The sequence below is a fragment of the Pseudoalteromonas sp. QJM3NY_22 genome (genome assembly GCF_056173065.1).
The window spans coordinates 1,525,709-1,545,717 of record NZ_CM149655.1; the positions used below are offsets into that span (position 1 = coordinate 1,525,709).

Annotated in this window: 25 protein-coding genes and 1 tRNA gene; 19 read left to right on the forward strand and 7 right to left on the reverse strand. The window is 43.3% G+C overall.

Annotated elements, in window-relative coordinates; genetic code table 11:
• Positions 1–317: 317 nt before the first annotated feature.
• Entirely contained in the window at positions 318–944 is a 627-nt protein-coding gene (locus AC0VZ4_RS06745) for a KilA-N domain-containing protein (protein ID WP_475441267.1), read from the forward strand.
• 39 nt (positions 945–983) lie between these two features.
• Here AC0VZ4_RS06745 and AC0VZ4_RS06750 read toward each other — a convergent pair whose 3' ends face one another.
• The 3 genes from AC0VZ4_RS06750 to AC0VZ4_RS06760 all read right to left on the reverse strand — a co-directional run bounded on the left by AC0VZ4_RS06750 (position 984) and on the right by AC0VZ4_RS06760 (position 1,985).
• Positions 984–1,400: a type II toxin-antitoxin system HicB family antitoxin gene (locus AC0VZ4_RS06750; protein WP_007378160.1), complete on the reverse strand. Its 417-nt coding sequence runs from the start codon at positions 1,398–1,400 to the stop codon at positions 984–986.
• Positions 1,401–1,454: 54 nt separating this feature from the next.
• Positions 1,455–1,634, reverse strand: a complete 180-nt coding sequence (locus AC0VZ4_RS06755) for a type II toxin-antitoxin system HicA family toxin (protein ID WP_007378159.1) — start codon at positions 1,632–1,634, stop codon at positions 1,455–1,457.
• Positions 1,635–1,739: 105 nt separating this feature from the next.
• Positions 1,740–1,985, reverse strand: coding sequence for an ogr/Delta-like zinc finger family protein (locus AC0VZ4_RS06760; protein WP_301562025.1), 246 nt, complete (start codon positions 1,983–1,985; stop codon positions 1,740–1,742).
• Positions 1,986–2,328: 343 nt separating this feature from the next.
• Between AC0VZ4_RS06760 and AC0VZ4_RS06765 the strand changes: the two genes are divergently transcribed.
• Both AC0VZ4_RS06765 and AC0VZ4_RS06770 read left to right on the forward strand, forming a co-directional pair.
• Positions 2,329–2,889 (forward strand): hypothetical protein, encoded by a 561-nt coding sequence (locus AC0VZ4_RS06765; RefSeq protein ID WP_475441268.1) that lies wholly within the window; start codon positions 2,329–2,331, stop codon positions 2,887–2,889.
• A gap of 29 nt (positions 2,890–2,918) precedes the next feature.
• A tRNA-OTHER gene (locus AC0VZ4_RS06770) sits at positions 2,919–3,041 on the forward strand.
• A 20-nt stretch (positions 3,042–3,061) separates the two neighbouring features.
• On the opposite strand, the gene AC0VZ4_RS06775 is transcribed toward AC0VZ4_RS06770, so the two are convergent.
• The 4 genes from AC0VZ4_RS06775 to AC0VZ4_RS06790 are packed head-to-tail and all read right to left on the reverse strand — an operon-like array spanning position 3,062 to position 6,691.
• On the reverse strand, positions 3,062–3,520 hold the full coding sequence (locus AC0VZ4_RS06775) for a hypothetical protein (protein WP_475441269.1): 459 nt from the start codon (positions 3,518–3,520) through the stop codon (positions 3,062–3,064).
• Positions 3,520–3,846 carry a phage holin family protein gene (locus AC0VZ4_RS06780; RefSeq protein WP_475441270.1) on the reverse strand — a complete coding sequence of 109 codons (327 nt, stop codon included), beginning with the start codon at positions 3,844–3,846 and terminating at the stop codon, positions 3,520–3,522. The genes AC0VZ4_RS06775 and AC0VZ4_RS06780 overlap by 1 nt, the downstream gene beginning before the upstream one ends.
• Positions 3,843–4,910 carry a phage portal protein gene (locus AC0VZ4_RS06785; RefSeq protein ID WP_475441271.1) on the reverse strand — a complete coding sequence of 356 codons (1,068 nt, stop codon included), beginning with the start codon at positions 4,908–4,910 and terminating at the stop codon, positions 3,843–3,845. Before AC0VZ4_RS06785 ends, AC0VZ4_RS06780 begins: the two co-directional genes overlap by 4 nt.
• A complete protein-coding gene (locus tag AC0VZ4_RS06790; RefSeq protein WP_475441272.1) occupies positions 4,910–6,691 on the reverse strand; it encodes a terminase large subunit domain-containing protein in 1,782 nt (593 codons plus the stop codon). The genes AC0VZ4_RS06785 and AC0VZ4_RS06790 overlap by 1 nt, the downstream gene beginning before the upstream one ends.
• A 205-nt stretch (positions 6,692–6,896) precedes the next feature.
• On the opposite strand from AC0VZ4_RS06790, the gene AC0VZ4_RS06795 reads away from it, so the two are divergent.
• The 16 genes from AC0VZ4_RS06795 (at position 6,897) to AC0VZ4_RS06870 (ending at position 19,990) form a co-directional block, all read left to right on the forward strand.
• On the forward strand, positions 6,897–7,778 hold the full coding sequence (locus AC0VZ4_RS06795) for a GPO family capsid scaffolding protein (protein ID WP_475441273.1): 882 nt from the start codon (positions 6,897–6,899) through the stop codon (positions 7,776–7,778).
• Between the two features lie 43 nt (positions 7,779–7,821).
• The gene (locus tag AC0VZ4_RS06800) at positions 7,822–8,859 is read left to right on the forward strand and encodes a phage major capsid protein, P2 family (protein WP_475441274.1); all 1,038 of its coding nucleotides are present in this window, start codon (positions 7,822–7,824) and stop codon (positions 8,857–8,859) included.
• Positions 8,860–8,943: 84 nt separating this feature from the next.
• A complete protein-coding gene (gene gpM / locus AC0VZ4_RS06805; protein WP_475441275.1) occupies positions 8,944–9,672 on the forward strand; it encodes a phage terminase small subunit in 729 nt (242 codons plus the stop codon).
• Positions 9,673–9,783: 111 nt separating this feature from the next.
• Complete coding sequence (locus AC0VZ4_RS06810) at positions 9,784–10,221, forward strand: head completion/stabilization protein (RefSeq protein ID WP_008135632.1); 438 nt, start codon at positions 9,784–9,786, stop codon at positions 10,219–10,221.
• Entirely contained in the window at positions 10,218–10,697 is a 480-nt protein-coding gene (locus AC0VZ4_RS06815; RefSeq protein ID WP_008135631.1) for a phage tail protein, read from the forward strand. The genes AC0VZ4_RS06810 and AC0VZ4_RS06815 overlap by 4 nt, the downstream gene beginning before the upstream one ends.
• Positions 10,684–11,352 carry a phage virion morphogenesis family protein gene (locus AC0VZ4_RS06820; protein WP_033015537.1) on the forward strand — a complete coding sequence of 223 codons (669 nt, stop codon included), beginning with the start codon at positions 10,684–10,686 and terminating at the stop codon, positions 11,350–11,352. The genes AC0VZ4_RS06815 and AC0VZ4_RS06820 overlap by 14 nt, the downstream gene beginning before the upstream one ends.
• 145 nt (positions 11,353–11,497) lie before the next feature.
• Positions 11,498–12,598: a DUF2586 domain-containing protein gene (locus AC0VZ4_RS06825; protein WP_475441276.1), complete on the forward strand. Its 1,101-nt coding sequence runs from the start codon at positions 11,498–11,500 to the stop codon at positions 12,596–12,598.
• Between the two features lie 10 nt (positions 12,599–12,608).
• Positions 12,609–13,058, forward strand: a complete 450-nt coding sequence (locus tag AC0VZ4_RS06830) for a phage protein (RefSeq protein WP_007378142.1) — start codon at positions 12,609–12,611, stop codon at positions 13,056–13,058.
• A complete protein-coding gene (locus tag AC0VZ4_RS06835; protein WP_008135628.1) occupies positions 13,058–13,690 on the forward strand; it encodes a hypothetical protein in 633 nt (210 codons plus the stop codon). Before AC0VZ4_RS06830 ends, AC0VZ4_RS06835 begins: the two co-directional genes overlap by 1 nt.
• Entirely contained in the window at positions 13,680–13,967 is a 288-nt protein-coding gene (locus tag AC0VZ4_RS06840; protein WP_007378140.1) for a putative phage tail assembly chaperone, read from the forward strand. Before AC0VZ4_RS06835 ends, AC0VZ4_RS06840 begins: the two co-directional genes overlap by 11 nt.
• A gap of 23 nt (positions 13,968–13,990) precedes the next feature.
• A complete protein-coding gene (locus AC0VZ4_RS06845) occupies positions 13,991–14,134 on the forward strand; it encodes a DUF6890 family protein (protein ID WP_425273081.1) in 144 nt (47 codons plus the stop codon).
• A 3-nt stretch (positions 14,135–14,137) separates the two neighbouring features.
• On the forward strand, positions 14,138–17,170 hold the full coding sequence (locus AC0VZ4_RS06850; RefSeq protein WP_475441277.1) for a phage tail tape measure protein: 3,033 nt from the start codon (positions 14,138–14,140) through the stop codon (positions 17,168–17,170).
• The gene (locus tag AC0VZ4_RS06855) at positions 17,170–17,496 is read left to right on the forward strand and encodes a DUF2590 family protein (protein WP_475441278.1); all 327 of its coding nucleotides are present in this window, start codon (positions 17,170–17,172) and stop codon (positions 17,494–17,496) included. Before AC0VZ4_RS06850 ends, AC0VZ4_RS06855 begins: the two co-directional genes overlap by 1 nt.
• Complete coding sequence (locus AC0VZ4_RS06860) at positions 17,486–18,634, forward strand: baseplate J/gp47 family protein (RefSeq protein WP_475441279.1); 1,149 nt, start codon at positions 17,486–17,488, stop codon at positions 18,632–18,634. Before AC0VZ4_RS06855 ends, AC0VZ4_RS06860 begins: the two co-directional genes overlap by 11 nt.
• Positions 18,627–19,430: a hypothetical protein gene (locus tag AC0VZ4_RS06865; protein WP_475441280.1), complete on the forward strand. Its 804-nt coding sequence runs from the start codon at positions 18,627–18,629 to the stop codon at positions 19,428–19,430. Before AC0VZ4_RS06860 ends, AC0VZ4_RS06865 begins: the two co-directional genes overlap by 8 nt.
• On the forward strand, positions 19,427–19,990 hold the full coding sequence (locus tag AC0VZ4_RS06870) for a phage tail-collar fiber domain-containing protein (RefSeq protein ID WP_475441281.1): 564 nt from the start codon (positions 19,427–19,429) through the stop codon (positions 19,988–19,990). Before AC0VZ4_RS06865 ends, AC0VZ4_RS06870 begins: the two co-directional genes overlap by 4 nt.
• Positions 19,991–20,009 lie beyond the last annotated feature (19 nt).

Below are 20,009 nucleotides of genomic sequence, written 5' to 3' on the forward strand. Positions count from 1 at the left end.
AATAAAAAATAGAAAACGATTGAAGGAGGTAAAACTAACCTAATTGACAATTCGCCTTGTGCGGGGCTATAGTAAAAAGGCACTGGCAAAATCCAGTTGCCGAGATTGGTCTCTCGATACTACAAAGGCGCATTGTCGCCAGCTTTTTAGCTGGTTTTTTAATGTGTAGCTTTAGCACACCCAAATTATGGTGAGCTGGGCGAGGGCTCTTCGGAGCGCCGTTTCCTTTGTGTCGGTAGACCAACCTTGTTCAGTTCACCACCCATTGCTTGGTCTCTTTGTGTGGTGATTAGATTAATCACAAAGGAGTCATAATCATGACAAACCAACTTATTATTTCAAATACCCTAATCCCTGTTGATCACTACAACCGCGTAAACTTAAACGCACTGCATAAAGCCAGTGGGCTAGGTAAGCACAAAGCGCCAAATAAATGGTTGTCGAACGTATCTACCAAAGAATTAATTTTAGAGTTAAATTCGGATCTGAGCTTAGGTAAAATAGAGCAGACCCCGAATTCGGGGTCTGCTCTAGAAGTGAACAACGGCGGTTCTAATCGTGGCACATTCGCCCACGAACTATTAGCCATTTCTTACGCAGGGTGGATCAGCCCAAAATTTCAATTAGAAGTAAACCGCGTATTTCTCCACAGCAAACGCAACGAACCCGAGCTTGCCACTTTGCCAACCCTAAGCGAATTACCAATATTAGATTTTCCCGAAATGCGCTTAAGTATGTTCATCCCGTTTAGAGATATGTTTGATTGCGGCTGGCGCTTACGTATGAACCAGTTATTCACCATATTGCGCCAGTGCCAACGCAGCAACACACCAATAACCGTTAAAGACGTAACAGGCCTAGAGCAAGAATTGCGCTCACTGCTTCACATAGTCGAAACCCAAGGCAACAAACTAAGCAGTATTCAACGTTTTGTGAATCATTAATAGGCAGGCAGTAAAAAGGGCGCTAAATGCGCCCTTAGTTTAGCGTGCTGAAATACCTTGTATTTCATGCTGTGCCGCTAACTGTAAAAAGTTTGAACGGCTTTTGTATTGCGGATGTGCTTTAACTAAATCATCAATTTGCTTAGTTAATAAGTTAGGCAAAGTTACGTTAATTTTACCTGCTTTGCCTAAGTAGGGTTCAAGATCAATATCAACCAATGCCCATACCCAGCCTGAAAACTCAGGATTATTTACGTGAGCGTTAATATTACTTGATTGCGGCGGTAAAATACCGTCTTCAGCTAATAACTCTAAATGAGTTTCTAGTGCGTCTTTAGCGTTTAATAGTGCTTGCTCGAATGAGTCACCGGCACTATAACAGCCTTGCACATCAGGAAACACCACGCCAAATGCTTCAGTTTCTGTGCCTTTTTCAATTGCGATTGGATATAACATCGCTATTCTCCTAATGAGTGTTTACAACAGTGATAGAGTTAAGGAAATAGGGGCTTAAAGCCCCGCATCTTTCAGTATTTTTGCTACCAATCCTTTGCCTAAATCTTTCTTAGGGTGGGGAACGGTAATGAGATTGGTATGGTTTGGATGCCTAAAGTGATGATGACTGCCTTTCACTCTAACTTCTTGCCAACCCGCCTCTTCTAGCTGTTTGATTAAATCCTTGCTATTCACTGTACCTCGCTTTATTTCTCAACGTGGGGTTACTATAACCCCAGCAATAAACAGAGTCAACTATTTATAACTCCAATAACTCTAAATTATTTAAAAATGAAAATGTTAAACGCCCAGCAATGACAGCTGTTGTTCTTTGGAAAGGTTTTTTAAAAGAGATGCGGCAAGCTGTTGTGTGTTTTGAATAGGCGGATTTAAGAAGTGATCAAACGATTGGGTAATACGAAACGTAGCGCCGCACTCTTTAGTGTTAGTGCATGAGCAATATAAATTAACAACATGCGCGCTTTGCTTTTCGCGTGACGTAATTGTTGCTTTAGCTTCGCAATTTGGACAAGTAACCCGCGCCATAATAACCACCAATCGTTAATAAAATACACTGTCATTATATACAGTGGTTGCATGTATGCCAAATAACCATTTAACTATTAGCTGAGAACCAAAAGGGCGAAAAATTCACTCCTCCTCGCCTTCCGCTTTCGTGCAAAAAACGCGTCAAATTGACAACCTCTGTGACACGTCATTAATCGCCAGCTAGCCCAGCAAAAGGATCTGTGAGCAATTTTAAAAAGATCGCATTGTCAAAAAGTGACAACCTTTGACAATAAAGTGACAACAAAAAGATCAAATAGCTGGTGATTTAACTAATATTGAAATATCATTAATTTATTATCAGTTAAGTGATAAATAAAATATGAAATATTTGCACAAAGGCTCACAAAGCCAAGAACGGTTAGATGCACTTTTATCGTTTGGTAAAAGTACCAGTGAAGATATAAAAGCAGCACTCAGTGATTATTTGGTTCGTGGTATCAGCAAGACCAATGCAGCAACGCTTAATGGTGTGCAAGGACCAAATTTAACAAGGGCACTTAAACGTCTTGAAGTTGTTGCCGGTAAATTTGAAAACGCATTAGAAATTGAATGGTACTCAAAAAGGCAAGATATGAAATTAGAATTAATAAAAGAAAGAGTTGATGCTTTATTGGTTGAGTTAAACTCGTTACTAACCAGCCTTGATTATTCAGACGATGATTTAGAAAAGCATACTGGCAGAATAATTAACAGGCTTGAATTAGAGATTGAACATATTGGTACGAGTAAACGCAGTACTGAAAATGAGCATTGTTATATGTCACCAATTTATGATGATGTACTCACGCCGCTAACCGACAAAAATTACATAGTTACCGATAGAATAGAAAACTGTATTTTTGATTTAGAAGAGTGGAAAAGCAAATTAGTTTTGCCGTAAAAATAGATAAGTGTTATATTAATCTGCATGGGAATGATGAGCGTAGACGCACCTATTTGGAAAGCTCTGAAAGAGAAATCAAAGTCGATGTCATGGTGCTAATGGCAGAGGTAATGGCGTAATGTATGGTTCGAATCCTACTATTCCCACCAATATAAAAACAAAGCGCTAGCTAGTCACTAGCGCTTTTCTTACTATTGCTACGACCACCCCAAAACGCTCTAAACAACCGCATTAACCCAAGCGTTGAAACGGCAATACCTACAATCACAAATTCAAAGTACCAGGGCGCGCCATTATAGCCCATAGCCTGCCAGCCTTTTTGCATATAAGGTTGCATATCGGGGATAAAGTGGCACACAAACAAACCCAAAAAGAATAAAATGATCACTTCATCCATCATTGTTTTGTCGCGGTTCTTCAGCACAAGCAAGTCATAGTCCGCGTCGTTTTGCTCGGCTTGCATGCAGCGCTTTGCTTTAGCATTAAACTGGGCAATTTTGAAATTGTTCTCAGCGCGTGCTACATCAGCGGCCATTTCTGCCGCGATGCGTTTACGCTCAACATAGCCGCCGGTTAAATCGGCTATTGGGTCTGTGATGAATGAAACCAGTGTTTTTAACCATTCCATTATTTAATCCCCCTGATAAATTTAATAAAGCCTTTTGGGTCTTTGCTAAACGATTTAATTAGCTTGTCGAACCCTTCTAAAATGTGTGGTGCTGCATATGCTGTTACGCCAATCACACCTGTTTTTAGGCTTTCGTCAAAGCCGCGCCACTCACAAAACATAGCGGCTAAGTATGCTGCAAATATGGCAATGAGCACGTTCATACAGTAATGAAAAAACGTAAATTGCTTTTTACTTAAATACATTTGAATAGCGGCTGCTAAAAAGCTCAACATAAATAAACGCCCCCATTGTTTAATAAACTCTGTTACATCTATCCAGCTCATGCGGCTTCCTTAGTGGTTGGGTTTAAGTCTGAATACTCAGGCTCTTTAAATTCAATATGCTGTGCGGCAGGTAAGTAGTTATTAATGCCTAATACGTCTTGCTGCAGGGGCACAACTTCGTTGTTGTAATAGGCACGGGTAATTTTGTCTAAGTCGCCAAAGCCTGGACTGTCGCCAGATGATTGGCCGCTCAGTGCTTCTTGCGCACGGTGCATGCTGAGCATATCGTTAAGCGTAATTTTTTTAATCCGCTCAAATTCATCTTTAGTTGATATATCGCCAACTGGCGTAATGTTTATTGCTTTTTCAGCATCAGCTTTATTGCTACGGAAATTAAAAAACAAACTCCTAAAGTTACCCACGCCTTTGCTGTCGCGTATGGCATTTTTAAGGGCTGTTTCATCATCAGCACTTAAATTAGGGTCAGCCATTGAGAATATAAAACCCATGTGCGCGCCGTTCTTGTAATAGCGACGTCTAAATAAAGTGGCATCTTCATTTAATAATGCTGATTGAATACCGCCGTAATATTGCGGTATGCCATAAATGCCTTGCCCGGGGTCGTATTCTTTTACGTGTATTATTTCGCCCGCATTAAAGTAAACAGGCTCATGACTGCGATTACTTAATTGCGCATACACACCGCGCTTATCGGTATAACGCATAGTGAGTGCAGGCAAATGGCGCAGCTTAATAATTTGCCCAAACGAATTTTTAATAATTTGCAAATAGGCGTTGCCGCTCCATAGCAAATCAAATGCAAACTTACTAAGGGCTTGATGGCTTAAAAGTGGGTTAAGCTTATACCACTTTAAAATCATGTTGCGCTTAAAGTAGAGTATTGGCCCATGCTGGGCATTTACGCGCAGTAGTTTAACCAAGCCTTGCAAATTAATGGGCGGGGCGTAAATACCGTTACTGTCACTAAACACCCCAACGTAATCAGTTAGCCGGTTGTCTAAACAGGGCTCAGGATCGCCAAAGCTAAACGTATCGGTTACCGCTGTGCGTTGGTTGTAGTTTGGCGCTTGGCCGTTACTTACTTGTAATCGTGGTTTACTCATTAAGCTGCAATTCCTACAGATGTTTGACGGCTATGGGCGTTACCGTCGAGTGGTTCAAATAACATGGCGTGCATAATTGCCCACGCAATATCGGCATGGCCTGTTGTGGCTGTGCGGTTTGTGGCATAGGTAATTTGGTCGCCCACTACTTTACGGCGAATATTAATGAACGAGCTGGCAATATTTACCGCGTCCTGGTCAAACTCAAAGCGGCGGTTTTGAATAACGTTAATGGCTTTAATTACCATGCGGTTTTTAATAATGGGGTTGTAATGAATCGGCTCAGCATTAGAGTAAAACTTAGTAATAAGCTCCCACACGCCATAACCAATACCGGTGGTATCTACACCAATATGCACAACGTTGTATTTATCGGTGAGGTGCTTTATCTCGTTCGCCATGGCTTCAAAGTCGTTGCCGCTTAAATCAAGTGCTTCTAGCAGTAAAAACTTTTCGCCTGGCTGCATGGGCGCACTTAAAATGGCAACACTTGCTTTATCGCCAAAGCGGGCAGGGTCAAAACCAATTACAACAGGGCGTAGGCCAAACGGGCGTTCGTAGTCTAAATCAAAGTCAGCCCATTTGGTTGAGTCGCCCACACAGTTCATAAGCTGTTTAAGATTAAACGCACTGTGTGCATCATCAATAAACTTACACATAAACAAGTTATTAAACTCATCTACGCTATATTCGTTTTCAAGTACGCCAATATCAATACGGTCAAAGCCACTGGTTACTACATCGTAAACCGTGAGCATTTGTCGCCAAATACCGTCGTCACACAGCTGGCCGTTTTTTAGGTTTTTATGGCTTACATCTATGGCAAATTCAGGATCGTTACACGCTTTGGTTTTACGAAACCATTTACCGTTCCAATGATCATACGCTTCGTGGCTGGTAACCGATGGCGTACTAAAATACGTTATTCGTAAATGCTTATGCGTGGCCATGGCTTGTGCAAGGCCGCGCAGCGTTTTGTATTTAGGTATCCAAAACACTTCATCTATATATAAGTCGCCGGATTCGGATTGCGCCGTACGCGCATTGGTTGACTTAAATATCAGCTTAACCGTTTTTCCGCCGGCTAAATTAAGCACCATAGGCGAGCCGGTTAATTCAATATTAAAATGCTCACGGCACAAGGCTACAATATTGGCTTTAAATACTTCGGCTTGGTCGCGGCTCGCCGATATAAATATTTTATTGCGGCCATTCACCACAGCATCGTAAAAGGCTTCAAACGCAAAATAGAAGGTTGCGCCAATTTGGCGGGGTTTTAGTATAAAGCGGGCGCGGTGGTCTTGGTTATCAAACCAATGTTTTTGGTGCGGGTAAAGTAGTGTGTCTTTAAGCGTGTTGAGCATTTCAAGCGTAATGCCTGAGCAATCGTTCTTCTTTTTCTTCTTCGATTTTTTATCATTACTGTTATGACTGCCGCCGCTATTATTGCTAGTCGCATCGTCATTACTTGCGCGCTGTTTAGGGGCAGGGGCTAATTTACTTTTATTAAGTGCACACAACTGGCGCGTGCAAAAGTCGAGCTCTTTATAGTCAGCATCGGTTTTATCATCTTTATCGGCCAGTACATTAATACGTTTGCTAAAGGCCATTTCGGCGTTATAGCTTGGGCACATGTCCTCCCACTTGCCAGCCTCCGACCAACGGCGAATGCTACGCGCACTGGGCATCTCGTCAAGCTCGGCTATTTCGTCCACCGTGTAGCCCTCAACAACATACAAATCTTGTGCTTTTTTGCGTATTTCTGGTCCGTAGTTCGCCATCTATTGCGCCGCGTTAATTAGTTCATAGCGGCAGTGTATTCGTTATAAAGCGCTTAATCTGTTAGTCAAAAACCTAGTCATTCCTAAAAGCTTAATATAGGAATTTCAAAAAGTTAAACCGTTGGAAAGGATGTGAAAGAGGGTGCAAACTGCAACTACTTTAAAGCAAAACGCTTAACTTAAACACATTTAAAAAGGGTTGTTTATGCCAGGTCAACTACGTACTAAACCGCTATCAATTGCCGCCGTTGGCATGACCGTTGACGGCCGCGAAATATCAGAGCAAGACGTAGCCGACATTGTAGAAACCTATAACCCGCGTAAATACGGTGCACGCATTAATGTTGATCACGAATTTAATTGGTCAGGCTGGGCCGCTAAAAACCTACACAACGTGGATATTCCCGGCATGTTGGGCGATGTAGTAAGCGTACAAGCTTATGAAAACGAAGAAGGCGTAGTGTGTTTATACGCCGTGCTTGCCCCCAATCAAGGGTTTGTTGAGCTGAACAAAGCAGACCAAGCGGTTTATTTTAGTATCGAAATTAGCCGCGATTTTATGGGCTCTGGCAAAACCTACCTAACCGGTTTAGCCGTGACCGACTACCCCGCAAGCTGCTACACCGACCGAATCCATTTCAGTAGTAAGAGTAAACCAGACGACAAGGACGTCGCCTTATTAACCGTTGATTTAGGGTCATGTGAGCCAATCGACACATCACCTAAAAAACCCTTTTTTAAACGACTATTCGCAAAGGAAGATCCCGACATGAACGAAACACAATTAGCCACCGCATTAAAAGACGCGCTAGGCACACCGTTTGCCGAGTTTGGTAAAAAGCTCGATGGCTTAACAACAAAGCTTGATTCGTTTTCAACCACACAAGTGGAAGACGAAGAAACGCCGCCAGAAGGCGAAAAAAGCACAGAGCTAAGCCAAGTTAAAGAAGAGTTATCTTCAACTAAGCAGCTGCTTACTGAGCTAACCGATAAGTTTGAAAAAGCATTAAAAGCACCTGCGGGTGATACCACTGACGCCGACGACGAACCCGAAGGCGACGAAGGCAAATACAGTCAATTGCTGTAAACACACTCACCCTAAATCAACTTAGCAAAACGCAGGAAAGCACATGAAAACCAGAACCAGAGAGTTATTCGTCGCCATTATGGCAGGCATGGCCGTTAATTATGGCGTTGCCTCAATGAGCGAGCAATTTAATGTAGAGCCGACAACCGAGCAGCGTTTATACGACGCCGTTTACGAGTCAGCTGAATTTTTACAGATGATCAACACCGTTCCGGTTGATGACTTAGTTGGTCAATCGGTGATCATGAGTGTTGACGGTGGCGTTACAGGCCGTGCAGGGGTTGAAACTGACGATACCAAAGAGCGTAAAACCCGCGATGTATCAAAGCTCGATAACCGTGAATACCGTTGTTACCCAACAGAATGCGACATTCATATTACATGGGTAAAAATGGATCAGTGGTCTAAGTTCCCTGATTTTCATAATCGCTATCGTAACCACGTGCGCCAAGCAATCGCACTCGACATTATTAAAATTGGTTGGAATGGTACACACGTAGCCGAGACAACTGATATTACAGCCTACCCAATGATGAACGATGTAAACATTGGTTGGTTGCAGTTAATTCGCCGCGATGCACCCGAGCGTGCAATTAGTGAAGGCGAAACCGCTGGCGAAATTCGTATTGGTGCTGGCGGCGATTACGAAAACCTAGACCAAGCGGTGCACGATGCATTGCAAGGTATTCCTGAGCACAAACGTGCAAACATGGTGGCTATTATTGGCGACGAGCTTTTAGCACAAGACAAAAATAAGCTGTACGCCAAGCAAGCACATACCCCAAGTGAAAAAACCAAGATTGAGCTGCAACAGGTGATTGATACCTATGGCGGTTTAATGACATATAAAATTCCGTTTTTCCCTGCTCGTGGCATTTTAGTCACCAGCTTTGACAACTTAAGTCACTACGTACAAACAGGATCAACGCGTACCAGTGTAGAAAACAACGCTAAGAAAAAACGCGTTGAAGACTACCTATCACGAAACGATTGCTACTACGTAGAAGACCTTGAAAAAGTCATGTATTTCGAATCAACCAGTATCAAGTTACCAAATTCAGACGGTAGCGCCTGGGTTTAAATATTCGGTAAATTTCCATTTGGCCGGCTTGTTTAATCCAATTTTCGAGCCGGTCTTTTTAACCACATTAAAGAGTGTTTTTAAATGAGCTTAGTCAAAAAATCATTAGCCAAAGCAGCAGGCAGTGTACCAGCAAGCACTGACAAAAAAGCGCCAACGGTCGCGGCAACAGCCACGAATACCCATGCGCCAACCACTATCACTAAGCAAACCGAGTACCAGCTTTATGCAGCAGCCATCGAATCTGACTTAGCTCAATTAAAAACATTTACTGATATAGCAGATAAAGCAACTTACAAGTCTGAAGCGTTAGAACGCCAAGACTATTTAGGGTATATCAATCAATATCGACTAAGCGGCCAGTGCCACCCGAACACGGTTTTAGCATGGGTGTTTATTTGGTTGGTTGACTTAAAACGCTGGGATGCAGCGCTAGAACTCCTGCCGTTTATGATTGAGCAAAAGCAACCACTGCCAACGGTATTTAATACCAAACATTGGCCTGCATTCGTTATCGACCAACTCTATGACGATGCAAATTACTACCTAACAGAATCAAAGCAGCAAGGCTTATTTGATATTAGCTATGTACTGCGTGGCTTAATCAATACCGTAAAAAACCAAGACTGGAACGGCCTTGAAGTGGTGGGCGGTAAATTGTACGCCATTGCTGCCAAGGTTGATGCAGCCCAGCACAATTATGGTAATGCTCTGTTATTTGCAGAGCACGCCCAAGCCATTAACGACAAAGCAGGAGTTAAAGGTTTAGTAGATAAGCTAGCAAAGCAATTAAAAGCAACGGTTAACGTGTAACAGCTCCAACGCCAGCGGGCAACTTAGCACAGTGCGAGTATTAATTATGTCGCCAGTGTGACTAAGTGGCGCCCGCACCTAATTTAATGTGTGTGTTTTTACAGGTGCAATATGAATTTAAGCGGTATGCCACAAGCAGATTTACAAAGCATCAATGTTGATGTGCCAGGTAATGGCTATTACCCAGCATTAAGCACCGCGTATTTTATTGAGCACTACGCAGTTGCCCAAGAGTACGCCAGCAAAAGTGCGCTGCTTGTTGAAAAGCTAAAGCGTGCACAGGGTGAAATTAATCAAGAATTAGAAGATGTTCAGCTTACTCATGGCGAGCCACTAAACGCACAGCAAGTAATTTTTTATAACGATGCAGTTTACAGCAAAGCTAAGGCGCATTTATTGGTATCTAAGCTTGGCAGTACACACCGTGAAAACGCAACAGCACAGTCGCAATCAGCCATTGATAACTTTGAACACTGGCAACGCGAAAGCATAAACGCCATGCGCTTACTGCAAGCACTAAGCCCTAATTTATCGGTAGAGCTGTTATGAGCCAAAGCAAAATAGCACAGCTAACAAAGTACTTAATTGATGCGCAGTACCAAGGCAAAAAGCTAGCGTTAGATACTCAGTTTAAAACATCAGTGGAGCAGGGCGTAATAATTCCCGCTAGCAAAAAAATAAACAGCAATGGTTTATTGGCAGCAAGACTTTATTACTCGTCAGTAATTTCGATTGACCCGTGCTTTGCACCAGTTGAGCTAATAAGCGCATATGTAAGTTTTTGGCTACAAAATAACGGCACAGGTGACGACTCACAAAACGCAGAGTTTGCAAGCACAATTAATGACGACAACTCATACGAAATTGAAATAGCCATAGATACATTCGAAGAAACTATCGAGCTAATAGAGCAGGAAGATGGACCATTTGAACTAGATGGTAAGTGCTACGACTTTGGCCAACAAAGCCTATGGATTGCTGAGAAATTTAATTTAACAGGCAGCGTATACAGTGCTGAAGATTAAGTTTGACGAAAACAGTAAACGAGACCAACTGGAGGCGCTAACGCTACCAGAAAAAAAGCGTAGAGCAATAATGAGAAGCATGGGGCGTAGGTCACGAGAGATGTCTATTGCAAGGGTAAAGCAAGGCAAAAACACAGATGGTAGCGCATGGAAAGAGCCAAAGAAAAAAAGAATTTTTACAAAAATAAACCAAAAAAAGCGCACCTATATAAAAACAAGCGGTGTTAGTGCGGAGATTGGTTATAAATCAAGTGGGCGTGGTTATGCAGGTGCAATTGCAAAAGCTCATTCGCGCGGCCTAGAAGAAAAGTTCAGCGTAGAGCGGTCAATAAAAAACTTAAAAAAAAGGCCTCGGCCAGATTACGGCGAGGGCGCAACACTAGAGCAAGCCAGAAGGTTAAAAGCATTAGGTTACAAAATGTGGAGCAAAGATATGGGTAAGTACGTGAGGGTTACCCAAGGAACAATAATGCAAAAGCTATCTTTCGGCAAAGCAGGTTTGATTATCGCTTTATTAAAAGCAGAAGAAAAAGAGAAGAAAAAGCAGTGGTCAATAAAACGACCAGAGCGGGAGTTGCTAGGCAACACGCCAGTAGAGCGAAGCAAAATAAGAATCGCAGAGTTAGAAAAGAAAATGTATTTAAATCAGAAATAAGGGCAGCTCAAGCAAGAGCAAATGGCAAATTGACTTGCCTGCCCGCTCTTTTTTAGGGCAAACCGTTGCTGAACAAAAAGAGCAACAAAGTTTTATTTTAAACAAAGCTATGCACGTTGCGTAGCGCAAAGCAAAAGGAACGATCATGGCACAAGGTAAAGTAACCGTTGCCGCCATACAAACAGGCAGTGGCGCTACGAAACAAATTGAACGCAGTGTGTTGTTTATCGGTCAAGCGAGTGAGAACAACGGCAAAATTTTATCTATTAATGCACAAAGTGATTTTGATGTTGAGTTTGGCGCCGCCGACTCCCCACTAAAAACACAAGTAAAAGCATGGCAACGCAACGGTGATGACTTAGTGAGTGGTTATGCCATCCCGCATGGTGCAGGCGATAACGTAATGGCCCTTATAGATAAAGCAATGGATCAGGATGTTAGCCCTGAAATTATTGTTATTTGTACGCCAGTTACAGGCAAAGCCGACATTGAAAGCTACCAAGCGAAAGCGCTTGAAATTTTATCGAGCCTTGCTCGTCGTGTTCGCTTTTTACTTGCAGCACCTGGCTTAACGGCTGAGCAAAGTTGGCCTGATTTAGTGACTTCATTACAACCGTTAACCGATGGCGTAGTAGGCGATCGTGTGGCTGTTATCCCGCTTTTATTCGGTGACGAACTAGGCGCAGTAACAGGGCGTTTATGTAAAAGCGCAGTCACTATTGCTGATAGCCCAATGCGTGTGCTTACGGGTGCAATGTCATTGATGCCACACCCAGAAGATGCCGCCGGCAACCCCTTAACCAACTCAACCACGGCGGCACTTGATGCGCTGCGTTTTAGTTGTACACAGTTTTATGCTGATTTTGATGGTACGTATTTTGGCGATGTAAACATGCTCGACGCTGAAGGCGGTGATTTTCAAAAAATTGAAATTGGCCGCATTGTTGATATGGCTGCACGTGCTGTGCGCATTATTGGAATTCATAACGTTAAAAATCGTCGCTTAAACAACAGCAGCACCGGGATTGAATTTGGTAAACGCATTATGGGTAAACCGCTGCGCGACATGGCACGCTCTATCAATATTGGTGCCGATAAGTTCCCTGGTTTAATTCGCGCACCAAAAGACGACAGTATCAACCTAACGTTTATGAATGCGACCACCTTACAAGTCGTACTTAAAGTTAAACCAATCGATTCACCCAACACCATCATTGTTGGGATCATGTTAGATAACGCAGAGTAGGAGCGCAAACATGCAAAAAGTACTAGGCGGTAAAGACTTCGATATCTTCATTGGTGATTCGATGGTTCATGTTATGGAAGCGACTTGCAAAATTACGGATGGGCGCACCGTTAAAAAAGTGCGCGGTATTCCAAAGGGCTTTATTGATGGCGATGTTGAAGGCGAAGTAACACTAAAGCTTGATCATGAAAATTGGTTAATCGTGCAAGCGCAAGCTGAAAAAGCAGGCAGTTGGAAAGGTATTGAACCGTTTGATATTGCGTTTAATGCAGAAGTAGCTGCAGGTAAAAAGAACGTTGAAGCGTTTGGTTGCCTGCCGCAGCTGGACGAAATTTTAAACATTAAAGCCGATGGTGGCGAAGAAGACACCACATCAATCAAGTGTCCAATTACTAGCCCTGATTTTGTCAAAATTAACGGTGTGCCATACCTAACTGACGATGAAGTGAGAGATTTGTAATGACTAAAGCCATTCGCACACTAACTGCCACAACATTACTAAGCACCCTGCAAGCATGTGGGCATAAAGTATTTGAGGGTGAATTAAACCTAAACATTATAGGCATTCGCCATACAAACACCCGCGCCAACACGTTTAACGATGCAATTTGTGTGTTGTATCAGCAAAACAGCGAATGGCAGTTAAAGCAGTATAAAGCCACAACAGATGCCGGTATTTACTGGCGTAAAAACCCAATGAACATAGACGGCACAGCGGTGCTAGTTGCAGGGCAGCATAAAAGCTTATGGACGTTGGGTTATCACCAGGGCAAGTATCGCGCCCTTGTACAGCATAAACCGGTTGTTGTTCTACGTGACAACAACAAAGACACCGAGTTAGACACGGACGTCACACCCCAAGCAGAGCTACAACAAGGTTACTTTGGTATTAATTGCCACCGTGCAAACAGCAAAACCACATCAACCCAAGTTGATAAATGGTCTGCCGGTTGTCAGGTGTTTGCAAATCCCAATGACTTTGATGAATTTATTGCTTTGTGCGAGCAATCAGCAGCCAAGTACGGCCCTTATTTTACCTACACACTGCTAGAACAAGCAGATATTAAAGAGAGTATTGATCATGGCGTTTGAGAAAAAAATCACATTAGAAACCCCCGTTGGCGAAATCACATTTAATGTAAATGGCGCCGACTACAACAAATACATTAACTCGACTCAGCCAAATAACAAGGTGCAGCCGGCAACTAACTTTTTATTAAACACAGTGGTTGAAGCCGACGCTAAAAAGCTCAAAGAGCTGGTACAGCAACCGGGTGCAGCATTGTTTTTAGTGGGTGCAATTGTTGAAGAATACCAACCTGAGTTTAATTTTACGGTAAAAAAATCGAAAGCCGAGCCAAGCAAATAGGCAAAAGCAGGCTCGATCAGTTACTGGCATACCACGCTAAGTATTTTGGCAACCAACCAGTAACTGACGAGAGCTTGGCACAGGCGCTTTACCTTGAAACATCACAGCAAGAAAACTTTGTAACAGCCGTAAATAACGGCATTTGCACAGCATTAGGCGGCGAGTAATTAATGGCAACACTCAGCAAATTAGACAAGCTTACTTATTCAATCGGCATCATTGACAAAGTCACTGGCCCGGTTAATAAAGTCATGGCTAAAATTAATCAGCTGAGCCAGCAAACCGCCGCTGCACAAGATCAAATGATGCGCGGCGCAGCCACAGCCGTAGCAGGTGGTTATGCGCTTGCCCGTTCGCTTGCGCCAGCAATAGATCAGGCCTCCGCATTAGGTGAAGTGAAGTCGCTTGGCGTAGTTGACGAATCATTACAAAAATTAAACAAAACTTCATTAGAGTTTACCGCTAACTTTGGCGGCAACGCATCCGACTTTGTTCGCAGTGCCTACGACATTCAATCAGCAATGTCAGGAATTACAGGCGACGAACTATCAAAAGTTACCGAAATATCAAACACCTTAGCCAAAGCCACTAAAGCTGATGCCGCAACAGTGACCGACTACATGGGAACGATGTACGGCGTATTTAAATCAACAGCCGACAAAATGGGCAAAGTAAAGTGGGCGGAAGATATAGCAGGCATTACAGCTAAGGCAGTAACTGATTATAAAACTGACGGTAAAGAAATGGCTTCCGCGTTCAGTGCTTTGGGAGCCTCATCGTCTGCGCCACTGGCAGAACAAATCGCAGTAATGGGGCGTTTGCAATCGACTATGAGTGGTAGTGAATCAGCAACAAAATATAAAGCATTTGAAGCTGGAGCAGGTAAAGCTCAAAAAGCACTCGATTTAGATTTTACAGATAGCTCGGGCAAGCTATTACCGATGGTAGATATACTTCAAAAAATAAATGAAAAAACAAAAGGATTAACTAAGCAAGCGGACATTGATGCAATAGCAACCGCGTTCGGATCAGCTGAAGCATCATCATTAATTAAACTATTAATAACTGATATTGATGGGCTAAACAATCAGGTTCAAGACTTAGGCAGCGTAAGCGGTATGGCAAACGTTGCAAAAATGGCAGACGATATGAGAACGCCATGGAAAAAATTAAGTGGATCATTTAATGCTGCATCCATAGCACTAGGCCAGCGTTTGTTACCTGTGGTTGAGCCGTTCGTTGAAATGCTCGCCGCCGGCTTTGCGGGCATTGTGTCACTGACTGAACGATTCCCGTTTTTATCAAGCGCAATAGCAACCGTTATAGTTGGCGTAGTCGCACTTATGACCGCCTTTGGCATAGCCACATTTGCAATGGGGCTATATAACTTCGCTACAAAAATAGGCATCACGCTTGCTAACGCACAAATTATTGTAAACAAGCTTTGGCTTGCATCGCTTTGGGCCCTTCGTGTTTCGGGGTTCGTAGCACTCATTGCCAGCATGGGCGCCGCCGCTATTGCCATGGGCACATTTAAAGCCGTTATGCTCGCAGGCCAAGCGGCTACTTGGTTGTTTAATGCTGCATTGTGGGCAAACCCTATCACATGGATTGTCGCAGGCGTGCTTGCTCTTATTGCTGCCGTGGCTGCATTAATCTATTACTTTGATGACATAACCGCAGCGTTTTCTGAATGGGCTGATAGCTCGTTGATTTTCCAAGGACTGCGAGTTGCATTCGACTTACTTACGTTACCGTTACAACTTATGTGGTGGTTAATTAAAACGATTGCTACTGGAATCTATAACGTTTTAGCTCCTGCATTTTCTGCCATTGGTGCGGTGTTCTCATTCTTGTGGGATGTGGTGTCGGGGATTGGTGGTGCAATCGCGGGGTTCTTTGGTGGCATAGCACAAGGGATAGGCGGATTTTTCTCATCAATCTGGAGCGGAGCGGGTGAGTTAATCAGCCAGTTTGTAAATTTCTTAGGTGAAAAGTTCAGCTTTGTTACCAACTTCTTTAGCGGCATTGGTAATTTTATTGGCGGTATTTTTGATCGTGTCACAGGCTTTTTGAAGAACATAGCCGACAACGGTATTTTAAACATGGTCGTCTCGTTCTTTAGTGATGAAGAAACCGTAGCTGTTAAAGCTAAGGTTGACCAAACGGCGCTAGAGCCAAAAGTCGCGCAACAAAAAACAATGGTTATGCAAAGCGCCGATCAAGCATATAGCCGCGACTACGGGCAAGCCGTGATCAGCAAGGCCACGCAAGTACCAGGCAATACAGCTAGCACCAACTATGCTGCAGCAGATGATGCTGTTTACTCAGTAAATAAAACTGCGGCTATAAATTCAGTAGCACAATTGCAGGGTAATAATGCAGTAAATAAAATGAACAGCGAGATTACAAAAAACGATGTGCTAAATAACAACGCAGCAAGTTCAGCTACAGCAAATGTACACACCAACGCAGTAACCACAGCCGCAAACGACGCTGTGTATTCAACAAGCACAGCAATGAATAGTGAAATTAACCCAACATTACAAAACAGTATTGCTAAAAACCAAACAAATAGCGGGCTTACTCAAACCAGCGCGTTAAATAACAGCGCCATAAATTCAGTCGCAGAGTTACAGGGTAATAGCGCCGTCAATAAAATGAACTACACACTAGCGCCAACAAACCCAGCTAACAATAACTATGCTTCAGCGAACGATTCAATTAACAAAACTGTGTCGACTACAGACAAATTTAACTATGTTGGCCAAAGTGCACAATCAACACAGTTCGCCCCACAATCAGCGCTACAAAATAACGTTGCCAGCACAGCTAACAATTTTACTAACGCGGCTAATTCGCCAGTTTTCAGCAGTAAACAAACGCAACTATCAAGCGCCAGCCAAACAATAGCGCCTATGCCGTCATTGCCAACGGCTAAAACAGATCAGGCAATTACCAACGCAGCAAATAACAGCGCGTACAAAGTGGAGCAACTAAGCACCGAGCAACAACAGCAAAGCAATAGCTATAAAGCAAAAGTGCAAAAGTCAGAGTTTTTACAAAACCTAACTAGCAATACTAATAACAGCAGCAGTTCTACCGACAGTGATAATCGTAAGAGTGTGCACATCGACAGCTTAACGATTAAGTCAGACGACCTAGCGCAAAGCTTTGAACAAATGATGGAGCTAGCAAGCTGATGAACTTTGATATTGCACTGCACATAGACCTAGAAATACAAGACGGCGACTTTATGCTTAACGACTCGCTAAGCCCTAGCGCGCTTAAAAAAGCCGACGTAATAGGCCAAGACATAAAGCACCGCATTTTAGAAAGTGGCTTGCTAACCAAGCTTGTTGGCCTGCGTAATAAAAACGGCATAGCGCCCATTTTAACCGAACTCGAATTACTAACCGAGCAAGACAATCGCGTAAAGCCAGGCACAATAAAAGTGCACTGCAACGACGATGGCACGCTAAGCATTAACGCACAAACGCGACAGTATGGGAGCAGCAATGAACTTTAAAACAATGATGCAAAATGCAGGCTTGCCAATGGACGAGCAAACAGCGCAAGCGCAGTGGCAAGCACAGTTAAAAGAGCAAAACATACAAGTTGCCAACAATTCACCCTTTGGCCCATTTTGGCGAACCGTTGAAGCGTTGATCACAAAGCCAGTCGTGCAGCTGTTTAATTGGCTAGCAACGCAGCTAATGCCTGACTTATTCATTATGACAGCAAGCCGAGTTGCACTGATTGAACGCCATGGCCCTGCACGTAATGTGTTTATTCAAGCGGGCGTAAAAGCACAAGGCATACTCACGTTTACGAGACTCAATACCGAAGGTGAAAACGCTATTGTTGCTGGTACGCAGGTCGTTACTGATGTACTCGGCGATAAAACGTACACGCTCACATTGTTGCAAGATGTTTATTTTAGCGACGGCCAAAGCATCGCGTATGCATTGGCTGAAGCCTATGAAACCGGTGCAGCTTATAACTTACCCGCAGAGGCTTACCGATACTTTACTGAGCAACAAGAAGGGATCACCGTAACCAACAACGATGATTGGTTAATTAAGCCAGGCTCTGATGATGAAGACACTGAGCATTATCGCCTACGCATTCGTAACGTATTTGGTACTGCTTCCCGCTGGCATATCAATGCTGTTTACAAACAAATTATTGCTAGCTTTGCTGTACCAATAGATAACATTGAAATACTAACCAATGCACCACGTGGACCAGGCACGGCTGATGCGTATATTTACTTAGATGTTGGCCCTGTACCAACAGCACTATTGAGTGCCATTAACCAACATATTCGTACCGCAGACCACCATGGTTTAGGGGATGACTTTATGGTTTACGCTATGGCAACCAACGGGTTTGATATCACCGCAACCTATAAGTTACATGACAACAGCCACGCTATTCAAAGCGATTTAACCACGTTTATACAAGCCGCATTTCGTCAAAATGCAGCGTATGCACCCACACGCGTAACGCATCAAACTGTGTTCAGTATTAGCCAACTAATAACACAGTGCCATGAACAATTTAGTGAACTGCAATCAATCAAGTTTGATATTGACGACATAACCGCCGCCAACTGGTTACCGGTACTTACATCATTAACCGTTAACGAGGTGGCAAATGGCTAACGAAATCGCCACTTGGTTAAACAAAGGCTACGCCGAAAAACTTGTAAAAGCGGCCACAGGCTACTGGGAGCAATCGCGCGACTATGTTATGTGGGCAGTGAACCAAAAAGACGAGTTAAAAAATGAAGAGCCTGTATTAGGGTTCCTAGCATGGGAGCGGCTAACTACCCGACTAGATGATGAACCCATAGAGCTATACAGAAAACGCGTACAGCATGCATTAGTTAATACTATTGACGCCGGTGAAATGGCATCCGTAAGAAGTATTTTCGACCGCTTAGGGTTAGAAGTGCTCAATGTGCGTGAGCGTATTGATGGGCGAGATTGGGACATTATTGCCATTGATATGTCTGACTCAACGCTTGCAGGTAATACAGATTTACTCCCTGAGCTAATACAGCTCTACGGCCGCACATGCCGACGCTACGAATTAACTGTGCATAATAAAGCGGATGTGTCGCTGAGCTTAGGATTAACGCATGTGCAGTGGGATAGCTGCCATATTGATCACCCACTGCATTTAGCGGCACAAAATAAAACGCAGCAACAATTCAGTTATGGTTTTACTGATTTGCAAAATGAAAGCTGCGAAGCGCCACTGTATGCAGTTACGCACGATGTAAAACACGTATTGCCATTCGAGCAGCTGTATCAATTTCTAGGGTGTGACAACCTTGTAAGTAATACACATCCCCAAGCAATCATCACCGATGTACAGCATGTTATTGCCGCACATCATCACTATGGATTTTTAAGTAAAGAGGGCGGTGTAAGTATCGCCAAGGAGCCACTATGACCCAAGCGATCACCGGCATTATGACCAACGCCGGCAAAAGTTACATCACAACCCGCGCGCTGCAAAACACAGGGCTCGATGTTAAAGAATTAGTGTTAGCAAACATTCCTAATCTAAACGAAAGCGCAGAGCGCAACCCAAACGAAAAAATGCCCAGTAATTTACAAGTCGTGCACAGACGCGATATTGATGCAAAAGGTTATGTGGATGCAAATACCGTCGCCTGGGCTGTGATACTTGAGCAAGATATCGGCGACTTTGACTACAACTGGATTGGGTTGGTAACACAAGACGGTACATTGCTAGCCATTGATTACTTGCCATTACAGCGCAAGCGCCAGGGCGTAAACAATGTACACAACCGCTCGTTTGTATTGAAGTTTGCAGCGGCTGCAGCATTAGCGCGGATCACCATTCCCGCACAATCGTGGATGTTTGATTACAGCCCGCAAATTGACAAAATAAATCAGGTCATAGCCAAAAGTGCAGCCGTTCAAATTACAAATATGCATCGTTATTTAGAGCTTAATTTGGCATTGATTGACAAAGATATTTTATAACGATTCACTAGATAAATAG